At 45.8% G+C, this 25,370-nt stretch carries 25 protein-coding genes, 1 rRNA gene and 1 pseudogene; 26 read left to right on the top strand and 1 reads right to left on the bottom strand.

Annotated features, from left to right (window positions below):
* Positions 1 to 94: ribosomal RNA gene (rrf, locus tag QZV24_RS05880) — 5S ribosomal RNA — on the top strand; the annotation flags it as partial.
* 694 nt (positions 95 to 788) lie between these two features.
* Here rrf and QZV24_RS05875 read toward each other — a convergent pair.
* On the bottom strand, positions 789 to 1,253 hold the full coding sequence (locus QZV24_RS05875; RefSeq protein WP_290656101.1) for a nitrous oxide-stimulated promoter family protein: 465 nt from the start codon (positions 1,251 to 1,253) through the stop codon (positions 789 to 791).
* A 149-nt stretch (positions 1,254 to 1,402) separates the two neighbouring features.
* On the opposite strand from QZV24_RS05875, the gene QZV24_RS05870 reads away from it, so the two are divergent.
* The 25 genes and pseudogenes from QZV24_RS05870 to QZV24_RS05750 form a co-directional block, all read left to right on the top strand.
* A complete protein-coding gene (locus QZV24_RS05870; RefSeq protein WP_294521432.1) occupies positions 1,403 to 2,599 on the top strand; it encodes a sensor histidine kinase in 1,197 nt (398 codons plus the stop codon).
* Between the two features lie 5 nt (positions 2,600 to 2,604).
* A complete protein-coding gene (locus tag QZV24_RS05865) occupies positions 2,605 to 4,092 on the top strand; it encodes an aminotransferase class I/II-fold pyridoxal phosphate-dependent enzyme (protein ID WP_294521430.1) in 1,488 nt (495 codons plus the stop codon).
* 57 nt (positions 4,093 to 4,149) lie between these two features.
* A complete protein-coding gene (locus QZV24_RS05860; protein WP_294521427.1) occupies positions 4,150 to 4,824 on the top strand; it encodes a deoxynucleoside kinase in 675 nt (224 codons plus the stop codon).
* Between the two features lie 16 nt (positions 4,825 to 4,840).
* Complete coding sequence (gene rnmV / locus QZV24_RS05855; RefSeq protein WP_290656108.1) at positions 4,841 to 5,380, top strand: ribonuclease M5; 540 nt, start codon at positions 4,841 to 4,843, stop codon at positions 5,378 to 5,380.
* Between the two features lie 104 nt (positions 5,381 to 5,484).
* Complete coding sequence (gene rsmA, locus QZV24_RS05850; protein ID WP_294521435.1) at positions 5,485 to 6,282, top strand: 16S rRNA (adenine(1518)-N(6)/adenine(1519)-N(6))-dimethyltransferase RsmA; 798 nt, start codon at positions 5,485 to 5,487, stop codon at positions 6,280 to 6,282.
* A gap of 58 nt (positions 6,283 to 6,340) precedes the next feature.
* A complete protein-coding gene (locus tag QZV24_RS05845) occupies positions 6,341 to 6,595 on the top strand; it encodes a TIGR03905 family TSCPD domain-containing protein (RefSeq protein ID WP_290656110.1) in 255 nt (84 codons plus the stop codon).
* Between the two features lies 1 nt (position 6,596).
* Positions 6,597 to 7,376, top strand: coding sequence for a histidinol-phosphatase HisJ family protein (locus tag QZV24_RS05840; protein ID WP_294521423.1), 780 nt, complete (start codon positions 6,597 to 6,599; stop codon positions 7,374 to 7,376).
* Positions 7,377 to 7,418: 42 nt separating this feature from the next.
* Positions 7,419 to 8,780, top strand: a complete 1,362-nt coding sequence (locus QZV24_RS05835; protein WP_294521420.1) for an LCP family protein — start codon at positions 7,419 to 7,421, stop codon at positions 8,778 to 8,780.
* A 14-nt stretch (positions 8,781 to 8,794) separates the two neighbouring features.
* Positions 8,795 to 10,720: an ABC-F family ATP-binding cassette domain-containing protein gene (locus QZV24_RS05830; RefSeq protein WP_294521416.1), complete on the top strand. Its 1,926-nt coding sequence runs from the start codon at positions 8,795 to 8,797 to the stop codon at positions 10,718 to 10,720.
* 61 nt (positions 10,721 to 10,781) lie between these two features.
* Positions 10,782 to 12,944, top strand: coding sequence for an ATP-dependent RecD-like DNA helicase (locus QZV24_RS05825; RefSeq protein WP_294521413.1), 2,163 nt, complete (start codon positions 10,782 to 10,784; stop codon positions 12,942 to 12,944).
* Positions 12,945 to 13,108: 164 nt separating this feature from the next.
* Complete coding sequence (locus QZV24_RS05820; protein ID WP_294521409.1) at positions 13,109 to 13,780, top strand: ComF family protein; 672 nt, start codon at positions 13,109 to 13,111, stop codon at positions 13,778 to 13,780.
* A gap of 95 nt (positions 13,781 to 13,875) precedes the next feature.
* Positions 13,876 to 14,268, top strand: coding sequence for a flagellar protein (locus QZV24_RS05815; RefSeq protein ID WP_294521406.1), 393 nt, complete (start codon positions 13,876 to 13,878; stop codon positions 14,266 to 14,268).
* A gap of 144 nt (positions 14,269 to 14,412) precedes the next feature.
* Positions 14,413 to 14,688, top strand: coding sequence for a flagellar biosynthesis anti-sigma factor FlgM (gene flgM / locus QZV24_RS05810; RefSeq protein ID WP_294521403.1), 276 nt, complete (start codon positions 14,413 to 14,415; stop codon positions 14,686 to 14,688).
* Positions 14,689 to 14,730: 42 nt separating this feature from the next.
* Entirely contained in the window at positions 14,731 to 15,216 is a 486-nt protein-coding gene (locus QZV24_RS05805) for a flagellar protein FlgN (RefSeq protein WP_294521400.1), read from the top strand.
* A 2-nt stretch (positions 15,217 to 15,218) separates the two neighbouring features.
* Entirely contained in the window at positions 15,219 to 15,686 is a 468-nt protein-coding gene (locus tag QZV24_RS05800) for a flagellar protein FlgN (RefSeq protein WP_294521397.1), read from the top strand.
* A gap of 15 nt (positions 15,687 to 15,701) precedes the next feature.
* Complete coding sequence (flgK, locus tag QZV24_RS05795; protein WP_294521394.1) at positions 15,702 to 17,255, top strand: flagellar hook-associated protein FlgK; 1,554 nt, start codon at positions 15,702 to 15,704, stop codon at positions 17,253 to 17,255.
* A gap of 28 nt (positions 17,256 to 17,283) precedes the next feature.
* Positions 17,284 to 18,612: a flagellar hook-associated protein FlgL gene (flgL, locus tag QZV24_RS05790; RefSeq protein WP_294521391.1), complete on the top strand. Its 1,329-nt coding sequence runs from the start codon at positions 17,284 to 17,286 to the stop codon at positions 18,610 to 18,612.
* 56 nt (positions 18,613 to 18,668) lie between these two features.
* Complete coding sequence (locus QZV24_RS05785) at positions 18,669 to 19,262, top strand: DUF6470 family protein (RefSeq protein ID WP_294521388.1); 594 nt, start codon at positions 18,669 to 18,671, stop codon at positions 19,260 to 19,262.
* A gap of 71 nt (positions 19,263 to 19,333) precedes the next feature.
* Positions 19,334 to 19,777, top strand: a complete 444-nt coding sequence (gene fliW, locus QZV24_RS05780; protein WP_290656135.1) for a flagellar assembly protein FliW — start codon at positions 19,334 to 19,336, stop codon at positions 19,775 to 19,777.
* A 3-nt stretch (positions 19,778 to 19,780) separates the two neighbouring features.
* The gene (csrA, locus tag QZV24_RS05775; protein WP_290656137.1) at positions 19,781 to 20,002 is read left to right on the top strand and encodes a carbon storage regulator CsrA; all 222 of its coding nucleotides are present in this window, start codon (positions 19,781 to 19,783) and stop codon (positions 20,000 to 20,002) included.
* A gap of 33 nt (positions 20,003 to 20,035) precedes the next feature.
* The gene (locus QZV24_RS05770) at positions 20,036 to 20,491 is read left to right on the top strand and encodes a flagellar protein FlaG (RefSeq protein WP_294521384.1); all 456 of its coding nucleotides are present in this window, start codon (positions 20,036 to 20,038) and stop codon (positions 20,489 to 20,491) included.
* A gap of 15 nt (positions 20,492 to 20,506) precedes the next feature.
* Positions 20,507 to 23,830, top strand: coding sequence for a flagellar filament capping protein FliD (gene fliD / locus QZV24_RS05765; RefSeq protein WP_294521382.1), 3,324 nt, complete (start codon positions 20,507 to 20,509; stop codon positions 23,828 to 23,830).
* A gap of 19 nt (positions 23,831 to 23,849) precedes the next feature.
* On the top strand, positions 23,850 to 24,236 hold the full coding sequence (gene fliS / locus QZV24_RS05760) for a flagellar export chaperone FliS (protein ID WP_290656141.1): 387 nt from the start codon (positions 23,850 to 23,852) through the stop codon (positions 24,234 to 24,236).
* Between the two features lies 1 nt (position 24,237).
* Positions 24,238 to 24,579 (top strand): flagellar protein FliT, encoded by a 342-nt coding sequence (locus QZV24_RS05755; RefSeq protein WP_294521377.1) that lies wholly within the window; start codon positions 24,238 to 24,240, stop codon positions 24,577 to 24,579.
* 182 nt (positions 24,580 to 24,761) lie between these two features.
* Positions 24,762 to 25,370, top strand: a pseudogene (locus tag QZV24_RS05750) (flagellin); the annotation flags it as partial.

The raw sequence follows: 25,370 nt of genomic DNA, 5'->3' as shown, positions 1-25,370 counted from the left end.
CCCACCTGTTCCCATTCCGAACACAGTAGTTAAGCACATATACGCCGAAAGTACTTGGCTGGAGACGGCCTGGGAGGATAGGAAGTTGCCGGTTATGATGTAAAGAGTCATTTCGTTATGAGATGGCTCTTTTTTTATTTTGTGTAGCTCCCAGGCCTACGGCCTTCGGCGGTCAGCGTCTTGCCCGGCCTCCCCATAGGAGAAGGCTAAAACTAGGCAACTGTCACCGACTGATAAGCCACAACCCCCTCAGTCATCTAAAGATGCCAGCTCCCCCAAGGGAGCCGAGGAGAAATTCCTAATTAAATTTACGGAACGACGGTGAAAGTGCGTCCGTCAGAAACCTCACGACGGCGCAAATAGATTTTGTGCTGATGTTGCATGTGACTAGGCTTATCTATGGAATCATCCCCATGTCACCCGCTGGTTTCCCTCCGGTCTATTAGTATCGAAATTGCATATAATACTGTGCTGATACTAAACCGGGCTGAAGGCAACTGCTATCGATCGATAAGTAATGCCCGTTGGGTTAGACCTCATCCGTCACACTTCGTGTGCCACCTTCCCCATAGGGGAAGGCTTGCCCGTGGGGATAGACATCATCCATCAACCTTCGACTGCCACTTTTTCTCATTACAGGACTTGCTTCGCGGCGCGGGGAGAAGGCTTATTTTACAATGAAACAGGACGACAGGCAGGTAGCTTCCACCCCATTGGCCACTCCAGCTAACTACTCTGCTTATAATAAAAGGCGGGTGCATGAATACGCAACCGCCTTAATCAACTATTTATTTGTCTTTTTCAGCTTTTTCCTTGGCCTTGGCTTTTTCCTGGGCATTCTTTTCCTTGGCCTTGTCCTTTTCCTTCTGGCGCTTCTCCATTTCGTGCTTGGAATAATCTACGCTCATGCTGGCCATCTTATGCTTAATAGCCATTATTGGATGCTTGAAGAACATTCCGGTACCGGTAGATTTCATAATCTCCATAAATTCCTTGGTCTGCTTTTCACCGAAGCATTGGATTTCACATCGATCACAGATAGGTTTGGTGATGCCGTATGGACAACGGTTCATCTTGGTCATAACCGTTGCCAAAAGGGCGGTACATTTTGGACAAAGCTTGTCATTTTTGGTGCCATGATGCTTGTTGCAATATATCCCAAAGGTTTTTTTCATATTTTCCTTCTCTTTAGGCATATTGTTTTTTATTTCAAGTGGCCTCTTTTTTGGTAAGAATCTGTCGAAAATACTCATTGATTAACTGAACTCTCCTTGTATTGAAAATAAGTCATAACTAAATAAAATTTTAATCGTATTTTCCAACAAATGCAAGCAATAATAAAAATTCTTTGCATTGCTATGATGTTTAGGTTAAAATTATTAGAGACTATGTGGGGGGCGTTATGAAAATGAACATCGATTTATCATTGGACACAGATAATGATGGTCAGGAAGAACGCTTGCTTAAGGACGCATTTAAGCAGACCATTGCTGCTATGGATGGCAGTAAAGGCCAAATTTTTGAAATATACGAGAATACAAAAGCAGATGTGGACTCTAACCGGATTATACTGAGGGAATTGCAGGAAGAGACCCGCAAGCTGCAGGATGAAGTGGATGAGCTGGTGCGTCAGGAACAAAAGGAAAAACAGAAGCTGGTTCAGGTCAGCAGCAATTTTTCCAATTATTCTGAAGATCGTATTCGGGCAAGCTATGAAGCAGTTAAGACAGTCCAGGTTAAGCTGGCTATTGCCAAAGAAAAAGAATATCAGACCCGACGGCAGCGGGATAGGCTGGAGATTCGTCTGAGCAGCATGGAAAAGACCTTAAAGATGGCGGAAACCTTGGCTACCAAGTTGGGATCGGTAATTGGATATCTGACTTCTCAGATGAGTGATGTGGTTACTCAGATGGAAATCGCCTCCAAAAATAAATTCCTGGGTATTCAGATTATTAAAGCCCAGGAGGATGAGCGACTGAGAGTATCACGGGAAATTCACGATGGGCCGGCCCAGGAAATGGTCAATCTGATTTATCAGGCGTCTATCTGTGAGCGATTTGTGGAGACACGCCCGGATGAGGCTAAGGCGGGACTGCAGGAGCTGCGGCGTCAGCTGCGAACCTGTCTGGCTAATGTGCGTCAGATTATTTTTGATATGCGGCCAATGAGCTTGGATGATTTGGGTTTGATTCCGGCTCTGCGTCAGCTGGTTACCCGTCTTTCCGACAGGCATGTTTTGGATGTAGAGCTGCAGGTTGATGGTAAGGAATACAAATTTGAAAAGCATATCGAAGTAACTCTTTTCCGAATTATTCAGGAGGCTTTGGCCAATGTGCAGCGCCATGCTGATACGGATAGTGCCAGTGTACGGCTGCTGTATTCCAAGGATTCTCTGTCCGTAATGGTATCGGATAAGGGGAAGGGCTTCGATGTAGATAAACAGAAGGAAGAGAGAAAAGATCCTTCCGGGGATGGACATTTTGGTGTTATTGGAATGGAAGAACGGGCAAAAATTGTGGGAGCAAATCTTTCTATAGTCTCGGAGCCGGACAATGGTACCAGGGTCAACATTAAGATGCCATATCCGCAGCCACGATGATAGATATGAAGAAGAACAATTTCAAACAAAATCAACATATGGCGCCGATTTCTGATGCAATGGAAAAATATGCAGGGGACGGCGCTCTTGCTTTTCATACACCGGGGCATAAACAGGGGCTGGGAGCCCATTTTAGGCTCAAAAAGCTAATAACGGCAGAGGGGTTGCGGCAGGAAGTTTCTCTGATGGAGGAACTGGATGATTTGCACGATCCCCAAGGCTGTATTAAAGAGGCAGAAGCATTGGCAGCTGAGCTCTGGGGGGCAAGGGAAACTCTGTTTATGATTAACGGTACAACTGGAGCCATTCATGCCATGCTGCTGGGGACACTTAGCCCAGGGGATAAGGTGCTGGTGCCCCGCAATGCCCATCGGTCTGTTATTGGCGGCCTAATATTGGCGGGGGCTATGCCAGTGTACCTTCAACCGGAAATTATCGACAGTCTGGGAATAGCTGGACCTTTGTCATTGGATACAGTGCAGCAGGCAGTAAAAGAAAATCCGGGGGTTCGGGCCTTGGTGGCTGTGCATCCAACCTATTACGGAATGGCCGGTGATTTGCTGGCCATAGCGGAGTATCTTCATAGTAAAAATATACTGTTGTTGGTGGATGAGGCCCATGGGGCCCATTTAAAATTTGCCCAGCAGTTGCCGGATATGCCGAAGCAGGCCTTGGACTTAGGGGCTGATGTGGTGGCACAAAGTACCCACAAGGTGCTGGGAAGCCTGACACAGACTTCCATGCTGCATATTGGCAGTGAACGGGTATCAGCTGCTAAAATACGGGAAGCAGCGGCTTTGCTGCAGTCCACCAGCCCAAACCAGCTGTTATTGGCCTCGTTGGATATTGCCCGTCTTCAGATGGCAGAGGAGGGACAAAAAAGGCTGGCAACGGCGGTGGAGCTGGCTAACTGGCTGCGACAGGAAATAAATATGATACAGGGGCTCTATTGTGTGGGACGAGAAATCATTGGCGATGATGGGATAATAGCTCTTGATCCCACCAAATTGACGGTAAATATTGCCGGGATTGGATTGAACGGCCCCCAGGCTGAACTGATATTGCGACATAAATATAAAATTCAATGTGAGTTGTCCGATAACAACAATTTGTTGTTTATCATCTCCATGGCAGACACTAAAGTGGTTTGTGAGAAATTGCTGACCGCCCTGAGATGCCTAGTCGGAGAGCCGGTAAGCACGGCCGAAAGGAAGCTGGAATTCCCAGGGGATTTACTTTCGGCCAATAAGGTGATATTATCCCCAAGACAGGCCTTTTTCAGTGAGCAGGAGTCAGTGGAATTCAGTAATTCAGTGGGGAAAGTAGCTGGCGAATCGGTTGCTTTTTACCCCCCAGGCGTGCCGGTACTATGTCCGGGTGAGCTTATTACCCGGGACCTGATTGATTCGATAAAAAAGCAGCAATCAGCCGGCAGACGGGTGGTTGGACCGAGGGATACTACGCTGAAATATATAAGCGTAATTAAGAATTAAGAATTTGGAGTTAGGAATTAGGAATTAGGAATTCATAATTCTTATGGAGTGTTTAGTATGGCAAAAGGTAAACTGATAACGATTGAAGCAGGGGATGGTTCCGGCAAGGCTACCCAGACCAAGGAGCTGTTGGAGCATTTGCAACGGGATGGATATAATGTAATGAAGGTGGAATATCCGGATTATAAATCCGAATCCTCGGCTTTGGTCCGGATGTATTTGGGGGGAGCTTTCGGTCAGCAGGCAGCTGATGTGGATGCCTATGGAGCTTCTACTTTTTTTGCAGTGGATCGCTATGCCTCGTATCATCTTAATTGGAAAAAGGCCTATGAGGATGGGGCTATCATTTTAGCGGACCGTTATACAACATCCAATATGGTTCATCAGGCAGTAAAATTAACTGACCCGATGGAGCGGGAGAATTTTCTAAGTTGGTTGTGGGATTTCGAATTTGGCAAGCTAAAACTTCCAGTACCGGATGTGGTAGTGTATCTGGATATGGAGCCAGCGGTTAGTGACCGGCTCATCAGCCAGCGGGCAGCGCAAAATACTGAACGGAAAAAGGATATTCACGAAAAGGACCGCGAATATCTGCACCGATGTCATGAAGCCTATGGCTGGGTTGCCCGTAAATATGGCTGGAAAACGGTTAAATGCAGTGAAAACGGTGAGCCACGCCCCATTGCGGCGATTCACGCCGATGTTTACAGGGCCATAAAGGAATATTTATAAATAGAGGTTTGTTTTTATGATAAAAGAAGTATTGGTAGTAGAAGGCAAGATGGATGTTGTGGCCATCAATAAGGCAGTGGAAGCTGACTGCATTATTACGGAGGGATTTAATCTCAGTCCCCGCTGCCTTGATGATATAGAAAAAGCGTATAAAAAACGGGGGATTATTATCCTCACTGATCCGGATTCGGCGGGAGAACGCATACGAAAATATGTTACTCGCCGTTGTCCTAAGGCCAAACATGCTTTTGTACCGGTGGAGGAGGCTACGGCCAACAATGATATCGGGATTGAGCAGGCCTCGCCGGAGTCCATTCGCAAAGCTTTGGAAAAGGTCCGGACCTTGGACTGGGAGCCCAGCAATATTTTTTCCGGAGCTGACCTGCTGCAGGCCGGTATTTCCGGTGGAGCCGGAGCCAGTGAAAAACGGGCCAGACTGGGGGCCAGGTTGGGGATAGGTTACGCCAATGCCAAGACATTTTTGAAGCGATTGAATCATTATGGGGTCACCCGAGAAGAGTTCGAGGCGGCTCTGGCCGAGGAAGGAAATAGTTGATGAGTGTAGATATTGATAAAGAGCTTAATACCGAGGTTCATCAGGAAACCAAGCTGAAGGGATTAAATGCTACTATAGCAACTCCCAGTGTGACAAGGCACATAATGAAGGCGTTCAATTTGCGGGCCAGCAAGAAGCTGGGGCAGAATTTTTTGGTGGATGCCAACATTGTGCGGGGAATAGTGGAGGCAGCCGGAGCTCAGCCAGGGGACAAGATTTTGGAGATTGGTCCTGGTATTGGTACTCTTACCCAGGGCTTGGCGGAGTCCGGTGCTGAGATTGTAGCGGTGGAGCTGGACAAAAAATTGCCGGCCGTGTTGGCAGAGACCTTGGCGGCTTATGACAATGTGACCATTGTGCCAGGGGATATTTTAAAGGTGAATATTCCGGAGATTATGGGGGAAGGACCTTTTAAGGTGGCGGCAAATCTCCCGTATTATATAACTACGCCTATTTTGATGGCACTGTTGGAGCGACATTTACCAATAAGTATTTTAGTAACTATGGTGCAAAAGGAAGTGGCGTTGCGGATGATTGCCAGGCCGGGATCAAAAATTTACGGAGCCTTGTCAGTGGCCGTGCAGTATTACACTAAGCCACACATTGCTTTTGATGTGCCACCAAGGTCGTTTATTCCGGCCCCGGAGGTGGACTCGGTGGTAGTAGTCTGTGATGTGCGGGAAAAGCCGGCGGTGGAAGTCAAGGATGAAAAGATGTTTTTCAAGGTAGTGAAGGCGGCCTTTGGACAGCGGCGGAAAACCATAGCGAATGCCATGAAGGGGGCAGGCTTTACTAAGGAAATCATTGAAGCGGCTTTTGCTAAGTGCGGAATCGACAGCGGGCGGCGGGGGGAAACCTTCAGCTTGGAAGAATTTGCCGCATTGGCCGACGCAATTAGTTAATTATGAATTAGGATTTATGAATTAGGAATTAGGAATTATTATGCTGGGAGGGTTTACTATGAAGAATTTTGAATATGCTCCACAGGGCGTTTGCTCCAAGGCAATGTTTTTTGGTATTGATGACAATAAAATTCACGGACTGCGGGTAGTGGGCGGCTGTAATGGCAACCTGCAGGGAATTGGCAAGCTGGTGGAAGGCATGGATATTGACGATGCCATTAGCCGGTTGGAAGGGATTCGTTGCGGCAGTCGGCCAACCTCCTGTCCGGACCAGTTATCCAAGGCGTTAAAGGAAGCAAAGGAGCAACTTTGATATGATTTTTGATGCTCATACCCATACAGAAATATCTTCTGATTCAGAAATGAAAGCGGCTGATGCCCTTAATGTGGCGGAAAAGCTGGGCATTGGGATTATTTTTACTGAGCATTTCGATTTTGATTATAGGCAGTCAGTTCACTTCAAGGATATGGATTTCCTGCTTGACCCCAAGGAGTATTTTTCAAAATACGAATCCTTGCGAGGGGATAGGCTTTTGCTGGGAATTGAGGTAGGACTGACTTCCGGCAGCATTGAAGCCAATAAGCAGATTGTGGCTGAAAATCCTTTTGACCAGGTGATAGGCTCCATTCACGCCATTGACGGCTATGATATCTATTATCCGGAATATTATGAGGGTAAATCCAAGGATGAAGCTTTTACCGACTATTTTCAGGCCATGGCGGCAATGATAAAAGCCAATCCCTTTATTGATATATTGGGGCATATTGATTATATGTGCCGGTATGCGCCATATGACAATAAGGAGATTGATTACAACTTGCATCATGAGGCCATTGATGCAGTATTGCGAAATGTGCTGGAAACAGATACTGTAATGGAGCTAAATACCCGACGGCTGTACGACAGAACCGCCGTAGAGGCCCTTATGCCTATTTATAAGCGTTATCGGGACATGGGGGGCAGATATATTACTATCGGTTCCGATGCTCACACGGAAGAAAACATTGGGATGAATTTTAAGGTGGCGTTGGATTTGGCAGAACACCTCAACCTCCAGCCAGTTCATTTTAAAAATCGGAAGATAGAAATTTAGCAGCTACATAAGAAATTTTTTTGAAAAGAGGATTATGATAATATGCGAGTAAAGCGTAAGCGGCGCCGCAAATATACGCGTTTATATATATTGGCAGCGGTTATTTTTCTATCCGTTGCTGTTTTGGCTGCCTGCCAGTTTATGGGCCGTACCCTACCAGGCGAGGCGGAAAATGAGTCCGGCATTGTGGATAATCAGCAGGTGGTACACATTCTCTTGATGGGGGTTGATCGACGCAATGATGATGTGGGCCGCAGTGATACCCTGATGGTGATTTCAGTCAATAAGGATACTGGCAAGGCTCAGGTTATGTCGGTTCCCCGGGATACCAGAGTAAAAATCGAGGGACATGGCTATGACAAGATCAACCATGCTTATCCCTATGGTGGGCACAAGCTGACCCGCAGTACCGTAGAAAAGCTGCTGGGTATACCGATGGACTATTATGTGCTGGTGGATTTAAACAGCTTTGAGCGAATTATCGATGCTTTGGATGGTATTGACATAGATGTGGAAAAACGGATGTATTACGAGGATCCGTGGGATGATAATGGTGGCTTGGTTATTGACCTGTATCCGGGGATGCAGCATATGACCGGGGAAAAGGCTATTCAATATGTGCGTTACCGGGACGGCGAGGGTGATATTGGTCGTATCAATCGCCAACAGCATTTTATGCGGGCTGTTATGACCAAAATGCTGACGCCGGCCGTATTGCCGAAACTGCCTAAAATTATCGAGGCAGTTAGAAAATGCGTGGAAACTGATATGCCTTTGACGGAAATGCTGTCGTTGGCCAATATGTTGCCTCAGATAAAAGACAATGGCCTAAACTCGGAAATGTTGCCGGGGACACCAGCCTTTTTGGCGGATGTGAGTTATTGGTTGCCGGATATTGTCAGCTTGCGAGAAATGGTGGCTGAACAAATGGACCACCCACTTGATGACCGGGGCAGAGCCACCGCTGAGACGGTAAAGAAAGAATATGAAGCTTCCCTGCCGGCAGGGATGGTCAGCCTGAAGGATGAAAGCCGTTCCCGTCAGCTCAAGGATGAAAAGACGGATGAGAACCGAGATTCAGAGGACAGTAAGACTGAAAAGCAGGAAAAGACCGGAAAGAAGGACAGACCAAGGATGGCAGAAAGTCCAGGGCAGATATCCGTATTGGTCATTAACGATAGTGGTATTAACGGAGCCGGAGCCCGTATGGTAGCCAAACTGACGGATAAAGGCTTTAATGTTACCGGTGTAGATACGGGGAAAAAGTCTGATAGGGAGCATACAATAATTGTCACGGACAACAGCAATGTAAACTGGTTCTATGGGATGCCATTTTCATGCACTATTATGGATGGAGCAGATCCGATGGAGGCAGTAGTCTATGTGGGCAAGGATTTTGAATAAGGGAAAGGACAGTTGTGGGAACAATCAGAGTTGATGGCCTGGCCAAGGCCTTTGGAATAGAGGAACTGTTTAATAATGTGAGCTTTGAGATCAAGCGGGGCGAGCGGGTTGGCTTCGTTGGAGCCAATGGAGCCGGTAAATCCACCTTGATGAAATGCCTGTTGGGAGAGGAAGAATATGACAAGGGCGTTGTCAGCATTGATTCGGCCGACACCATAGGCTATGTGGAGCAGCAGGCGGACATGGATGGTGAAGGTACCCTGTATGAAGAGTTAAAAAGCGCCTTTGCCGACATTATGGCTTTGGCGGCGGCCAAGGAAACCATGGAAGCTGAGCTGGCAGAACATCACGATGAGGAAAAGTTGATTCAGTACGGCAAATTGGTAGAGCGGTTCGAGCATTTGCAAGGATATGATTTTGAAAGCAGTATTCGACGGACAGCCTTCGGACTGGGGTTTTCGGAAGAAGACCTCAGCCGGCAGGTTGCCCATTTTTCTGGTGGACAGCGCACCAGAGTGTGCCTGGCGAAAGCCCTGCTTCGGGAACCTGATTTTCTCTTTTTGGACGAGCCAACTAACCATTTGGATATTACAATGATTGAGTGGCTGGAAAATTTCCTGCAAAACTATAACGGTGGCGTGTTGATTATTTCCCATGACCGGTTTTTTCTGGACAAGGTAACCAATCGGATTTTTGAAATTGATAACAAGGAACTGACTGTTTACGAAGGTAATTATTCGTATTTTATGAAGGTAAAGGAGCAGCGGCGGGCAGCCCAGCTCACTGCCTATGAAAAACAGCAGGAATATATCAGAAAAACTGAGGATTATATCCGCAAATACAAGGCTGGAATAAAATCCAAGCAGGCCCGGGGGCGGCAAAGTCAGCTAAACCGTTTGGAACGGATTGTTAAACCGGCTGAAACAGCGGCCTTTAATTATTTTGCCTTTAATGAACCGGCAGAGTGCGCTCAAAGGGTGGCCGAATTAGAGGATATATCCTATAAATTTCCTGACCGAACCTTGTTTGAACATATAAATGTCCTTATTCGCAAGGGAGACGGCGTAGCTATTGTAGGACCAAATGGGGCCGGAAAAACGACTTTGCTGCGGCTGTTGGTGGGGGAGTTGACTTCCCCTACCGGTACATTAAAGATTGGCTCCCGCGTGAAAATCGGTTATTTTTCCCAGCAGCACGAGGGGCTGAATATGGAACGGACTCTGTTGGATGAGCTGCTCTATGAATATGGTATCACCGAGGAACAGGCCCGGCGGTATTTAGGTGCATTTTTGTTCCATGGTGATGAAGTTTTTCGCGTGATTGGTGATTTGTCCGGAGGGGAGCAGTCCCGATTGGCCTTTTTAAAGCTGATGCTTACTGGAGCGAACTTCCTGGTGTTGGATGAGCCTACCAATCACTTGGATATTCCGGCCAAGGAGGCAGTGGAGGAAGCCTTGCTGACTTTCCCGGGGACTTATATCACTGTTTCCCACGACCGATATTTTTTGGACAAGGTGGCTAACTGCGTATTGGAGCTGGAGGATGGCCAACTGACGGAATACAACGGTAATTACAGTTATTATCGGGAGAAAAAAGCAGAGGAAGCAGCTGAACAGGCCAAATTGGCGGCAGCAGCGGAACAAACCAGGCCTATGGCCACGAAAAGTGACCAAGCTGAGAAAAAGGCAACTCAGGCCGAGAAGGCCAAGAAGGGGGCTATCCGCAGTATGAGTGATGATAAGCGGGCACAGCTTATTCATCGGGCGGAGGCGCAGATTGCCACCATAGAAATGGATTTGAAAAATTTGGAGCTGACCATGAACAGTCCGCAAATTCAGGCTGACCCGGTGCAAAGCATGGAAATTGCCCAGGAGTATGCGGATAAGACCAAGGAACTGGATGATTGGTACGAGAAGTGGGAACAGCTGGTGGAGAAATAATTAGGAATTGGGAATTAGGAATTGGGAATTAGGAATTAGCTTTGGCGGATGAGGTAATTATATGGAAGAACTGCAGGGTACAGTTGAAAATATTATATATACCACCCCGGATGGGCGGTTCAGTGTTTTTCGCCTGCGGCCGGATGGTCAGCGGGGGCTGGTGACTGTTACTGTTCAGATGGATGCTCCCTTGCAGGGACAGCAGCTGGAGCTAAAAGGCCAATGGGTGGAACATCCTCGTTTTGGCCAGCAGTTTAAGGCGGAGCATATGCTGGTGGCGGCGCCGACCAGTCTGGAGGGCATTGAGCGCTTTTTGGCCTCTGGGGCCATTGATGGCGTTGGACCGGTTTATGCAAAAAAAATCGTAGACAAATTTGGCTGCGATGCATTGGAAATAATCGAACATGCGCCTAGTCGCCTTCGGGAGATTGCCGGGATTGGGGCTAAAACTGTGAAAAAAATCCATGAATCTTTTATGGAAACGGCCGAGCTGCGTCAGATTATGGTGTGGCTGGAGCAGCACAGTGTATCGGGAATGTATGCCGGGAAAATTTACGCCGAATACGGTTCCTTTGCTGTAGCGGTTATGGAAGAAAATCCCTATCGTCTGATGCGGGAAGTAGATGGTGTAGGCTTTGCTACATCGGATGCCATTGCGGCCAGTATCGGCTTTCAGGCGGAGGACAGCGTGCGAATTTCAGCGGCTTTGGAATATCAGCTGCAACGGATTTCCCTATCCGGACACTGCTGTGTGCCGGAAAATATGCTGGTGGATGAAGTGGCCCGCTTTTTGAATGTAAATCGGGATGCCATCTGGGAAACCTTGAGGCGGGATTTAGCTGAGGGGATTTTGGATCAGGAGGTAGTCGGCGGGAATATTCTGGTTTATCCGGAGTATCTCTATCAGGCGGAGGTGGAAACTGCCGATCATTTGCTTTTTTTGCAGGAAAAAGCCCAGCCAATCCAGGTTGGTAATACGGCGGACATGATAAAAAAATGGGAGAAATATACGGGGGTTACCTTGGCGGATATGCAACGAAAGGCTATTGAAGGTGTATTCAGCCATGGTATATTCGTGTTGACCGGCGGCCCTGGAACGGGAAAAACAACTGTCATCCGAGGGATGATTGAAATGCTGGAAGTGTATGGACTGAGCATTTTGTTGGGGGCTCCTACCGGTCGGGCAGCTAAACGGCTCAGTGAAGCCACCGGCCGCAATGCGTCCACCATTCATCGTCTGTTGGAGGCCCAGGGGGGTGGCGGGGAAGAGTCGTTTTTCTCCCGGAATATTGATGACCAGCTGGAGGCGGATGTTATCATCTTGGACGAAGTCTCTATGATGGACATTGTGCTTATGCGCCACTTTTTGGAGGCAGTGCCGGCCGGGTGTCATGTGATTTTAGTAGGTGATGTGGACCAGTTGCCGGCGGTGGGGCCTGGTTCGGTGTTGAAGGATATATTGCGTAGTCAGGTTATTCCCAGCGTATGCCTGACCGAGGTTTACCGTCAAAGTGAAGCCAGCAGCATTGTCATGAACGCCCATGCTATCAATGCGGGACGGATTCCCAAATGGTCGTCAACCGGCGATGGGGATTTTGAGTTTATTGAAATGAATAATCCGGAGGAAATTGAGGCCTATATTGTTAAATTGTGCCGGGATATTTTGCCACAGCAGGGTTACTCACCCAGAGAAGATGTCCAGGTGTTATCCCCTATGCATCGACAGAGCTGTGGCGTAGAAAATCTGAACAGGCGTCTGCAGCAGGCCCTGAACCCACCGGCCGAGTATAAGCCGGAATACACCGGCAGTATTCGTTGTTTTCGGTTGGGCGACAAGGTAATGCAGATGAAAAACAATTACGATAAAGGAGTGTTTAACGGGGACATTGGTTTTATTCAGGAGCTGAATGAGGATCGGATACTGGTGGATTATGGTGACGGAGTGACCGCCAGCTATGAAAAAACAGAGCTGAATGAGTTGCAGTTGGCGTATTGTATGAGTGTACACAAAAGTCAGGGCAGTGAATATCCGGTGGTGATATTGCCACTGGTGCCGGGGCACAGGATAATGCTGCAGAGAAATCTTTTGTATACGGCCATAACCCGGGCCAAGAAAAAGGTGATACTCATCGGAAACAAGGCGGCACTGAATACGGCTATTGCCAATGACCGTACTACCCGCCGGTATACACTGCTTACGGAACGATTAGCCGGGGCATTATGAGGATATTAAGCCTTCCCCAGAGGGGAAGGCAGATAATGGAGTCGAGGAGGTATGAATATTCATATCCACACATTTTTCAGGGAAAAGATTAGAGTGGACAAAGTCATTACGAGTGATTTTGTTGAATACCTTTTTACGAGGGGAAGGATTAGGAGATTTTTTGTATGTTTGAAGCGATATTGAATTTTCTGTTTCCGCCCAAGTGTCCGGCCTGTCAGCAATATATAGAGCATAACGGCGAATGGTGTGAAGACTGTCTGGCCAAGGTGCTGGTGCTCCGCCGGCTGCCACTGGAACCGGTACTGGCCGAGATATTCACAGATGGGATATGGTGTATGGGTGAATATGATGGCCCACTAAAGAAGCTCATAGCTGATATGAAGTTTGAAAAAAAGCAGAGTGCCATAAAGGCCTTGAAATATTTCACCAATGCCGGTGTGGAACGATTGGCGGCACAGCAGAGCGTTTTTTCGAATATTGATGTGACTGTACCGGTACCGCTACATAAAAGTAAATTGAAAAAGCGGGGCTTTAATCAAAGTATTGAACTTTTTCGCCAGTCAATAACCCAGATTGGTGTGGATTTTCAGGATTATCTCAGTCGGGGCAGAAACACTGAACCCCAATTTGGCCTTGACCAGCATGAGCGGCAAAAAAACCTTAAGGATGCCTTCGAAATTTCCGATGAAAATAGAGAGAAGATAGTTGGGAAAAATATTTTATTGGTGGATGATATTTTTACCACCGGAGCAACTTTTTTCGAATGCGGAAAAAGTTTAAAAAGAGCAGGAGCAGCTAATTTGGCTGGCTTGGTGGTTGCTTCCGGGCGAAAATAGGAATTGAATATAAGTTAATTTTTTTGTATAATGAAAAGGCAACTTTGGAGAAATTGAGTTTGTTTTACACATTTGGTTAGTCAGGGGTGTTTTTTATGAATAAGTTAAAGAATTGTCCGGAATGTGGCAAATTGTATTTAGAAGTAGGTCAGGGGATGTGTCCTGCCTGCTATGATATTGAGTTGGAGCAGGAGCAGGTTGTTCACACCTATATCCGTGACCATGATAAATGCAGCATTAAGCAGATTGTGGAGGATACCGGGGTAAAGGAAAAGGTTGTTCTTCGCATGATTAAGAGTGGCCGGGTAGTCAGTGACAATGTGGCATATCCTTGCGAAAATTGTGGCGCAGATATTTATTTGGGCCGCCTGTGTGACAAGTGCAACCAGGAGCTTACCAAGCAGGTTGAAAAATTGGCAGCGGAAAAGAAAAAAATTCAGAATGTTGACCGTAGCCGTACTATGTACAATGCCGGTCGGGAATTTTAATTTCTTATATAATATTTATGGACAGGATTTAAGGATCCTGTCTTTTTTTTCGATAAATTGTTAGGAGCCATAATGGACACTAAAAGTGTCTCCATTTTTAAGGCAAGATTCTAAATGTGATTTAGAAAAAGGACGGTGAGAACCATGATTATAAACAATAATATTCAAAGCATCGCTGGTATTTACAGCAATCACAGCAGCAACAACAAGATTGCCAAGGCGGGCCGGGAAGAGGAAAAACGGGATGAGATTCACATTTCGCAGGCTGGTCAGAATGTCAGGGAAATGCTGCAAAAGATGAACGAGATGGACGATGTCCGTCACGATCGAGTGGCAGAGCTGGAGAATTTAATTGCTTCCGGCAATTACCATGTTAGCAGCCGTGAGTTGGCTGAAAGCATGCTGAAGTGCCGTTTCTGATTAGTGCGGCAAAAATAGCCAGGAGAGGTGGGATGCATAACAATGTGGCAAGAATTAGCAGAAGTGATCGATATACTGGTGGAGAACTACAAAAAACTGCAGGCTTTGGGCAACGAAAAGCGCGGCGTGTTAGTTAATGTAGACATAAAGGCATTGGAAAAGATTGTGCATCAGGAAGAAGCTGTCGTTGAGACCATCAACAAAGCTGAGCAAAGACGCCAAAAAGTGATAAATCGACTGGCTAGTGAAAATGTAACGATAGAGCCTGATATGCAGATGCGGGATGTGTGGTCCCAGTGTCCGGATAACAGATTGCGGGAAGTTTTGCGCAACTCCCATAAATCGTTGCAGGAAGTTGTAAAAAAGACCCAGGAAATCCAGGCCAACAATGAGATTATGATTTCAGCAGCCCTGGATGCCATAAATTTTAAACTAAACCAGCTGGGGGGCGCATCTGTGGAGCCGGTTTATGGTAATTCCGGTCAGGCAGTGGTGTCCCATGAAAAGAATTTTGATCTTGAGGTGTGAATATGAAGGATATCATTGATATACTTCGTCAGCAGCTGATATTGTGCCGGAGATTGTTGGAGCTGGCACAGGCTCAGAAAATAGAATTGGTCAAGACGGACGCGGTTGCAGCAAGGAAGCTGACCAGCGAGATTGAGCCAGTCATGGCCGATATCAACAGTTTAGAGAAGCGCAAGGAAGAACTTTTGACAGATTTAAAGGTAGATAATCTGTCGGCATGGGTTGCCAAAATGCCGGCTTCACCAGAGAAAGAAGTTATCAGTACGCTTCTGAGCAAACAGGAAAATGTATTGCAGGATTTAAAGGCAGTCAATTCTGCCAATATGCAATATTTAGATAGACATACCAAATTTATTGATTACAACATCAATGTAATGACCCAGACCAGTGCGGGGGTGACCTACGGAACACCGGGTGATGACGGTGGGATGCCTGTTCAGGGAAGAAAAATGTTTGAAGCAGGAGTATAGAACAGGAGAATAACTATGTTAAGTACATTTCACGGCCTTAATACCATGGTTAGTGGTATTCAGAACAACAGAGTTGGCTTGAACACAGTAGGTCACAATATCAGTAATTCCAGTACCGAGGGCTATTCCCGCCAGCAGGTAAATTCTGTGGCAACCCGTTCCCAGACCGTATGGTCCTATTCCCGGGCCAATCAGATCGGCAGTGGCGTTGGAGTTTATGGTATTGCCCGGGCCAGAGATATATATGCTGATCGTCAGTACTGGAAGGAAAATACCAATGATGGCTATTATAATGCCAAGGCTAAAAATTATTCCAAGCTGGAGACCATATTTAACGATTCTGATGACAATGCTTTGCAGGAATCCATGGAACTATTCTATCAGGCATGGGTGGACTGCTCTACTACAGCAAGTACCGCTTCCAGCCGTCAGAATGTTATCAATGCCGGTTATAATTTTGCTGAGTCATTGAATGCAACTGCTGTACAGGTTCAGTCCCAGATTGAATCAGTATACGGTGAAATCATTCTCAGTGTAGATAATGTTAACAGTATGCTGGATCAGGTTACCGTTTTGAACGGCCAGATTATGGAGCAGGAAGCTGATGGCTCCATGGCTAACGACCTGCGGGACCAGCGGGATTTATTGGTGGACAATTTGTCCAGGATTATGCATATCAGTGTAAATGAGACACCAAATGGTATGTACACATTGGTATGTAACGGTACTACTTTGGTAAATGGCACCAGCAAGGTTACCATTGCGGTATCCGAGCCATTGAACAACAAGGTGTACGGAGTCAGCGACTACACATTGTTGATAAAGGAATCTGATGTACAGTTCAATCCGGGTAACGGCGAACTGTATGGCCAGATACAGTCTATATATGAGGATAAGGAATATATTGACCGTCTGGCCAATATGGCAGCTTTTTTGCTTACTACCCTCAATGACCAGCATAAGGCCGGCTACACTTTAGAGACGGATACCGGAGAAAAGGGAGACAATTTCTACGGTACGGCTGGGGCACAATATGTGTGGGATACTACCGATCCGCATGATATACATATGACCAAGGATGGCGATGCCATTCGGGGTATCAATGTTATTAAGGAATTGGTTATCAATCAGGATCTGACGGCTGCTGGCGGCCATAAAAAGCTGGCTACCCGTTCTATGGGGGAAGACGGCAAGGTCAATGGCGTAGCTGACGGATCAAATGCAGTTTGGATCAGTACCCTGTTCAATTGCGTTAAAAAGAATACCAGTCCTGATGTAAATACCAAGGATCGGGCTATTGGTGATGAATCCTTCTACAGCTACTATAATACCAGTATGACCACTTTGGGTGGTGCTACTGAAAATATGAACAATAAGGTGGAATTCCAAAAAGACCTTATGACTCAGATAGAGAATTTGCGAGAATCAACCTCCGGTGTAAACTGGGATGAAGAACTTACCAATATGATTACTTATCAGCAAGGCTATGCCGCTTGCTCCCGTTGTCTCACCACAATGGATGAAATGCTGGACAAGCTGATAAACGGTACAGGTGTAGTTGGCAGATAATTGCCATCAGGAAGGTAAGGTATAGATTATGCGTATTAGTAGTACAATGATGACCAATAACTACCTCAAGCAGCTTAACGGCTCCTACGAGCGTTACACCAAGCTGTTTGAACAGAGCGATGGGAAAAAGCTCCATCGAGCCTCTGATGATGCGGTAGGTTATTCCAAATATTTGAGATATAAAAACTCCCTCACCAATGTGGAGCAGTTTCAGGATGACATTACTACAGCGGTTTCCTGGATGAAGAACAGTGATGCAGCTCTGGTAAATGTTACTGAGCGGATGAAGGAGTTCAAGGGAAAAGTAGTAGCTGCCGGTAATTCCACCAACAATGAAAATGATATGAAGGATATTGCCAAGGAGCTTTTGGCCAGCGTTCAGGAAGTGGTGGCAGATATGAATGCCCAGATCGGGGATCGTTACCTGTTCTCCGGTCAGTCGGATACCACCATGCCATTTCAGATTTCTGATGAAAAAAAGCCACGTGGTGAGACCAAGACCCTTAGCGAGGCCCAGCAGTCGTTCTTCAGAGATGACACCAATACTAAGCCAACTGTAACCCAGATGCTGAAGATGGTAGATGAGGATAAAAATGTCTATTATTTGAATGTTACTGATGGCAGAGTATATTCACAGGAGTTTATGGAAAATGGCTTCAAGGATAGGGTAGCTACTGGTCAGGTTCGTGTTAAAGATGGAGATCAGGTTGGTGTCATTTCCGGTTGGACCGATAGCAAGGAAGTAAGTAATTACTTTGATAGTAATGGTGTTATTAAGGATACAGCAGCGGGTACAGCCGTGGATATGACTACTAGCGGTGGTACGGTAAGCTTAAAATTCGCCGTTACTGAGCAGTATATTGTTACTTATAAGGGCGATGCCAAGTATATTTCCATGGTAAAGAAAACCGGTGGCGTGGACAAGGCTACTGATTCGGTAAATCAGACCGGTCAGGATGTATTTGGCAGTGATATTTTTGATACTCCAGGTGTAAGTTATGATGGTGGCACTGCCTCTGGCACGGCTATGCTGAATGAGTTGTTATACACAGTGGCCAAGATCGATGCAGCGGATAATCATTGGGCGGCTAATGATGGCCTTACCATCAGTGATGCAGCCCATGCTCAGGTGCTGGGGGCCCAGACCACCATGGCGGCCCGTCAGCAGGCATATAGCGCAGCCTCTGACATGCTCACCACTCAGGATGAGTCCATTACTTCTGATATAACTGATGTGTCCAGTACTGATGTGGCTAAACTGGCTACTATGCTGATGGAATATCAGACCATTTACAGCTTGTCCTTGTCAGTAGGCTCCAAGATTTTGCCAGGGACCTTGGCAGATTATTTAAGATAATTTTTCTTTACTTTTTGTGTTAAAAATACGACTATAATATAAAGAGGGTGAATACCATGCTGGCGGAAATGAAATATTTGAATATTAGCCATGAATTGCCCCAGATAAGTATTCATCAGGAGCAGCCCCGGTCGCTGAAAAACACATTTCGTCCGGCAGAGCTCCATCGGCATTACGATCCGCCACTGGCGGATGTGGCGGCTACCTTGGTAGAAGTGGATATTGATACCTATAATAGCCGCAAGGCTTACGGCTTTTTAAATCACGATGATTTTGCCCGAAAGTATGGTGGAGAAGGCTTCAGTGATGTACAGGCCAATACTTCCCGACTTGCCCAGTCAGGGTGGAATTTTGCCAAGAATGGTGCTCATCCGGGAGCCAATCTCATTGGCAATGAGGCCAAATCGCGACTTAGGGGGGAAATATTAAAGTGGCCTAAGTGGGAGGCTGTAAAAATTCCAGATCCTGAATTTACAGTACATCCATCTGAGATAAAGGGCAAAATGGATCCAGGCAGTGATACCACCAATATCAAATCGACGGCTACGCCGGAGATTGATATTCGTCCTGGTTCGGCCAAGACCACCTTGGCCAGCCGAGGATATGTCCGTCAGTGGATTTCGGTAGGGCGCTATGATATGCGAGTATAGGTGATAATTAGGAATTAAGAATTAGGAATTAACTTTGGTGGATGAGGTTTATACATGGAGGCAGTAATTAAATGAGAAAGCTTAACACTACAAGATTTGGTGAAATTGAAGTTGATGAAAAGACCATTGTGACCTTTGATCATGGCATCCCGGCCTTTGAGGACGAGCGGGATTTTGCCATAGTGCCCTATGACGCAGAAAGCCCGTATCTCTTTTTGCAGTCAGCCTCCACGCCGGAGTTGGCGTTTCTCATGACGGACCCATTTATTTTCTTCCCGGATTATACCTTTGAGTTGGATGACGCGAATATGGAACTGCTGGGCGTGACCAATGATGCGGATGTCTTGGTTTGTTCCCTCATCACAATTCCGCCAACAGGTATTCCGGATATGACCACGAATCTTTTGGCACCGATTGTTATTAACCGGGCCAATATGAAGGCCAAGCAGGTGGTACTGGAAAAGACCAGCTATACTACCAAGCATCGCTTGTTCCCAGAGAAAAAGGGGGAATAAGAAATGCTAGTACTGACCAGACGCCCCAAGCAGCAGATTATGATTGGGGATGATGTAGTTATCAACATTGTCGAGGTTAATGGTGAGAATGTGCGAATAGCCATTGATGCCCCTCGCAGTGTAAAAGTATATAGAGGAGAGGTCTATAAGGTTATCAAGGAGGAAAACCGCAAGGCGGCAGCTCCGGTCGATGCCATAGATTTGTCCACGGCATTACCCAAATAACGGATTATAATTTTTTCTACGGAGGGATTAAAAATGGTAGGAAACATTTCAGACATGACAGCTGCTGCGGTTGTTGTTTCAGCAATGGACAACGGGACTAGCCAAAAGAGAGCAGTGGAGCCAGTTGATAATAAGGTGGCACCTGTTGATATAAAAATTGATGAGGCTAATACCGTTGATAAGGTTACTGCTGGTGACGATGCAGGCAAAGCCGACAACGAGCAAAAGGAAGAGGATCCAAAGCGTCAAGCCTTGGACAACATCAATGAGGAATTTGTCAGCGAAATGACAAAGGAGCTCAACGAGCTTATGAGCAAGCTCAACTGTGATTTGGAATTCCAGTATCACAAGGAAGTAAATGTAATGTCGGTTAAGATGATTGACAAGAAAACTAATGAGGTCATTAAGGAATACCCACCTGAAGAAATGGTAGAGGGTATGATAAAGGCCCAGGAATGGCTGGGTGCTTTCCTCGATCGTAATGCGTAAAAGGGGGTACTTGAAATGGGCGTAAATGGAATTTATGGCTTGTCAGGCTCTGGCTTGGACATTGAGTCCCTGGTAAAAATGGGCATGTCCGGCAAAAACAAGCAGTATGACAAGATGGAACAGCAGGAAATTGCAAACACCTGGCTGAAAGAAGCATATAATGATGTATATAATGATTTGACTACATATAAGTATGGCACTTTGTCTGATTATAAAATGCAGTCAAACATGAACGCCATGCAGGCAACCAGCTCCAATAGCAGCGTTGTAACTGCTACTGCCAACGGTGCCGCTGCGGCTATGAATCACCAGGTTGAAGTTAGTTCTGTCGCTAGTAATGCTTATTTGATGACAACCCAGCAGAAGGATGATCAGGGGCATGTTATAAAAACCTATGGCGTTGACAGAGCAAATGAAAAGGCAAGTACCAGCAATAAGTTGGCGGATGTGCTATTTCAGAGTTATAAAGTAGATACCGCTACTCAGAGCGATAACAATTGGAATTTCAAGTACGAGATTACCAAGTCTGATGGTACAACTGCTGTTGTAAATGGCAGTGATGTGGCTATTTCTTTAAAAATAAAGGATACCGCTGGTAAAGATGCTAAGACATATACTCTCAGTTACACCTATGATGAGCTGTTTACTGGTTGTGCCAGCGACACTTATACAGGCTATACAGGTGATGGAAGTTCGGTATTTGATGGTGGTAAGACACTGAATGATTTTGCCAGTGCTTTTGCCAAGACTGGAGCGAATATTCAGGGTGGTTATGATACGGCTAATGATTCCTTTAGCCTGTATAATAAGACAAGTGGTGAGAGCAATGTTATTGATATTGCTGTGGAGAATGACACTACAGCAACACTGTTCAATCATTTGAACCTGGGTGCTTATCATGCAGATACTGGTGTTCTTGATGATCGTATTGAGTTTGCTATTCCTACTGTCGAGCCGACTACAATAGAGTCTGTAAATCTTAATACCAGTATTACGAGCAGCGCTCAGTCTGTAAGTCTGATGGATGTATTGGGCTTAAAGGCTACTGTTGATGGCGACAATACTATTGTTACACAGGTTAACAGTAAAGGTGAGGTACAGAGTACGGTAGGTACATTTACTGATGCTAGTGATAAAGTTTTTTCTTTGCAGCTTAGCAATGGAACAAGTAGTGCCACCATTAGCTTTACATTGGGAGAGCTGTTCAACAACAATGCTGGCTTGGACGAACTGGCTTCCAAGATTAATGCAACAGGTCTGGGCATCACAGCATCTTATGATGCAATAAAGGACAGTTTCTCTTTGTCCAATCCAAACGGTCAGGCTAATCTTACTGCTGTTGCTGGCACTGGAGAGTCCACGGCTACTCAGCTAATAAATAGCTTGAATTTGGCTACCAGTTCTAGCCTAACCTATTTAACCACAAATAAGAGTGGAATTTTAGCAGATGTATTCGGTCTAAAAGCCACTTTTGAAAGGACTGATCCTAATAGTGATTCCTACGCATTGAGAGTTAAAGATACGAATAATAATGTGCTTTTTACTCAAGAGGGAACGAAGGCTGATTTTACATCCGGTGAAGCTAAAACTAGTAGGATGGATGCGGTATTGTCCACCTTGCAGATAAGTGATGGGACAAATTCTGCCACTGTTAATATTACCTTTGGGGATATAGTGAGTTATGCAGCAATTCGAGATAGTGGATCTGGATCTGCATATGTTACTCAACCAAATGGCGTTGAAGCAAGGACAGGTGCTAATTTTGGTGAAATAGAGGTTATGCCATCATCTAAGGCAATGAGCGACTTGGCAGCGAAAATAAAGACTGCTATCTCGGATGCTCATGTAAATATCACTGCTGAATATGATAATGGTACTCTTAGTTTTCTGAATTTAAATGGACCTGTAACAATTACTACTCCAGCTGGATCCAAGGTTGATGCTTCTGCTAAGTTGAATCTTCAATCTGTAGACCCGAGCACCATGGCATATAAGACTTCTTCCAGCATTACTCGTGTTAATGCAAATAGCACTGAAGATAGCTTGGCTGCTGCTGTAGGTCTTACCGCAGTAAAGAAAGATGTCAATACTTTGACCATTAAAAAGAGTGATGGCACCTCTGAGGATGTTGCTACTACCGCTACTGCTATTAGCTTTAAGGTGGGCAATGGCACAAATGAAACGGAAGTATCATTAACTTATGCTGAATTATTTGATACTACTGGTTCCGGTACTCTAAAGGGCAAGGCAGATTTTAGTACGCTGGTTTCCAAAATTAATGAAAAGACTAGCAGCACCAATGTTACAGCAACTTATACAAATGGCAAGTTTTCTTTAACCAATACTGCCGGCGATGCTACACTCACTGGTGTTGATGATTTGGCTGGCGCTTTAGTCTCAAAGATGGGGCTGACGGAAACAGCTGCTTCAATAGCCAATAAAGAAGAAAAAGGTCAATTGCATCGTTGGAAGGGGACTGATGCTAGTGTTACTATTGATGGTAAGGAATATAAAAATGATACAAATAAGCTGACCGTGGCCGGTGTTACCTACACCTTCCTGGATAGCACTGCTGGTTCCAAGGCTACCATCAGTGTAAGTCAGGATACGGACAAGATTGTGGATTACGTTAAGAGCTTTGTGGAGGACTACAATAAACTGTTGGATTCCCTTAACGAAAAGCTGTCCGAAAAGAAGTATTCTGACTATAAGCCTCTCAGCAAGCGTCAGGAGGAAGAAATGACGGAGAAGCAGATAGATAAGTGGAATGAAAAAGCCAAGTCAGGTCTGCTTTATCATAACAGCACCATCCGGGATTTGGTAAGTGCTATGCGGGAAGCTATCTATACCAGGGTTGATGCAGTGGATAGCGAGTACAACAGCCTGTCTGCCATTGGTATTACCACTACCAATACCAAGGGGCAGCTGACTTTGGACACAGACAAGCTCCGGAAGGCTTTGGCCGCGGATCCGGACTGTGTATATCAGCTATTTGCTTCTGATCAGGACAGCAGTTATATTGCTGGTTCTACCGATAAGAATAAGATAACTGATTCACAGAAGAAAGAGGATTATGCCAATACCGGTGTGTCGAACCGTTTATACAATGTAATGACCAATTACATGAGTAAGATTTCCGATATTGCCGGCACTTCCAAGGAAACCGATGACCAAAGCTATTTGGGGAAGATGATTACTGATATGAAGACCCGTATGAGTAATTTTAAGACCCAGATGACGGCTTACGAGAACAAGCTCTTTAAGCGCTATGATGCCATGGAAGTGGCTCTTTCCCGTATCAGTGCCCAGCTTAGTTATATAACCAATTCATTTTCCTGATAGTTAGGAGATTTATAGTATGATGAATAATGCAGCAGAAGCCTATAAGCGCCAACAGATAATGACGGCGACGCCGGAGGCTCTTACCCTGATGCTCTATGATGGCTGCCTTCGGTTTATGAAGGAAGGGCTTGATGCCATGGAGCAAAAGAAATGGGAGCAATGCAATACTTCCCTGCAAAAGGCCCAGAATATTATCAATGAATTTCGTGTCACTCTTGATATGAAATACGAGATAGCTCATCAGTTGATGCCACTATATGATTATGTTTATAATTCATTGGTGGAGGCCAATATGAAGAGCATTCCGGAAAAAGTGACTGAATGTATGGATATTATCAAGGAGTTGCGGTCTGCTTGGGCTCAGGCTATGATAAAGGCCCGGAAGGAAAAAGGAGCATCTTGATATGGGCGAGGAAATTCGGTTTACTGAGAAGGAACTGTGGGAAAAGTATTTGGTGGTGACTCAGGAATTGCTGAAGTTCATCAATGAGGAAGACATTGATACATTTCTGACTTTGGTAGATCAGCGGCAGCAGCTGATGGAGATGCTGCAAAAAACACCAACCCATGAGTTCGCTGACTCCCCGGAAGGAAAGGACCTGCGGGAGAAGATAAAACCTATGGATATGCAGATAATGTACAAGGCCCGCTCCTGGCTCAACAAGTCCAAGCGGAACAATACGACGGTACGAGGCTATGATTCCTTTGGTCTTGCCTCCAGCAGTATGTTCAATCGGGAATATTAAAGCCTTCCCCTTTGAGGAAGCACCTAAAGGTACTAGGAGCAAAGCTCCGTCGGAGGACCGTCGAAAGACGGTGGATGAGGTGATAGCTGTCGGTCTGAGAATTAACCCTTTCAGACCGCTACTATAATATTATTTTCTAGTAGCAAGGAAGCTACTATAGACAAAACAAGGAGGAATTTATTATGGCTATGGTTGTAAAGAACAACATGTCCGCAATCAACACGCTGAACACTCTGAACAAGAACACTAACGCATTGAAGAAGAGCTTGGAAAAAGTTTCTTCCGGTATGAAAATTAACAGCGCAGCTGATGATGCATCCGGTTATGCTATTTCCGAAAGAATGCGGGTTCAGATCCGTTCCCTGGATCAGGCAAATCAGAATGCTCAGAACGGTGGCTCCATGATGAAGGTTGCTGAAGGTGCTGTAAGCTCCACTGTTGAGATCCTGAAGACTCTGAAGGAGAAGGCAGTAAACGCAGCAAACGACACCAACACTGATGCAGATCGCGCTACTATCCAGAAGGAACTTGACCAGTCCATTGACCAGATCAATGATAATGCCAATGTTACCTTCAATGGCCAGTATCTGGTAGATGGTTCCCACAACAAGAAGACCAATCAGACTACTACTGCATTGACTAACCAGAGCTTAAGTACTGATACTGCAGCTGGTACTGCTTTGACAGCATTACAGGCTCGTAATGGTGATAAGCTGAACATTCACAGCACTGACTCTGTAACTGTATCCTGGGTTAAGGATGGTAAGACTTATACTTCCTCTATGCAGGTA

The organism is uncultured Anaerovibrio sp. (genome assembly GCA_902786545.1).
Lineage (GTDB): Bacteria > Bacillota > Negativicutes > Selenomonadales > Selenomonadaceae > Anaerovibrio.
The sequence above is the reverse complement of the archived record's forward strand: the minus strand, read 5'-3'. Positions and strand labels throughout refer to the sequence as shown.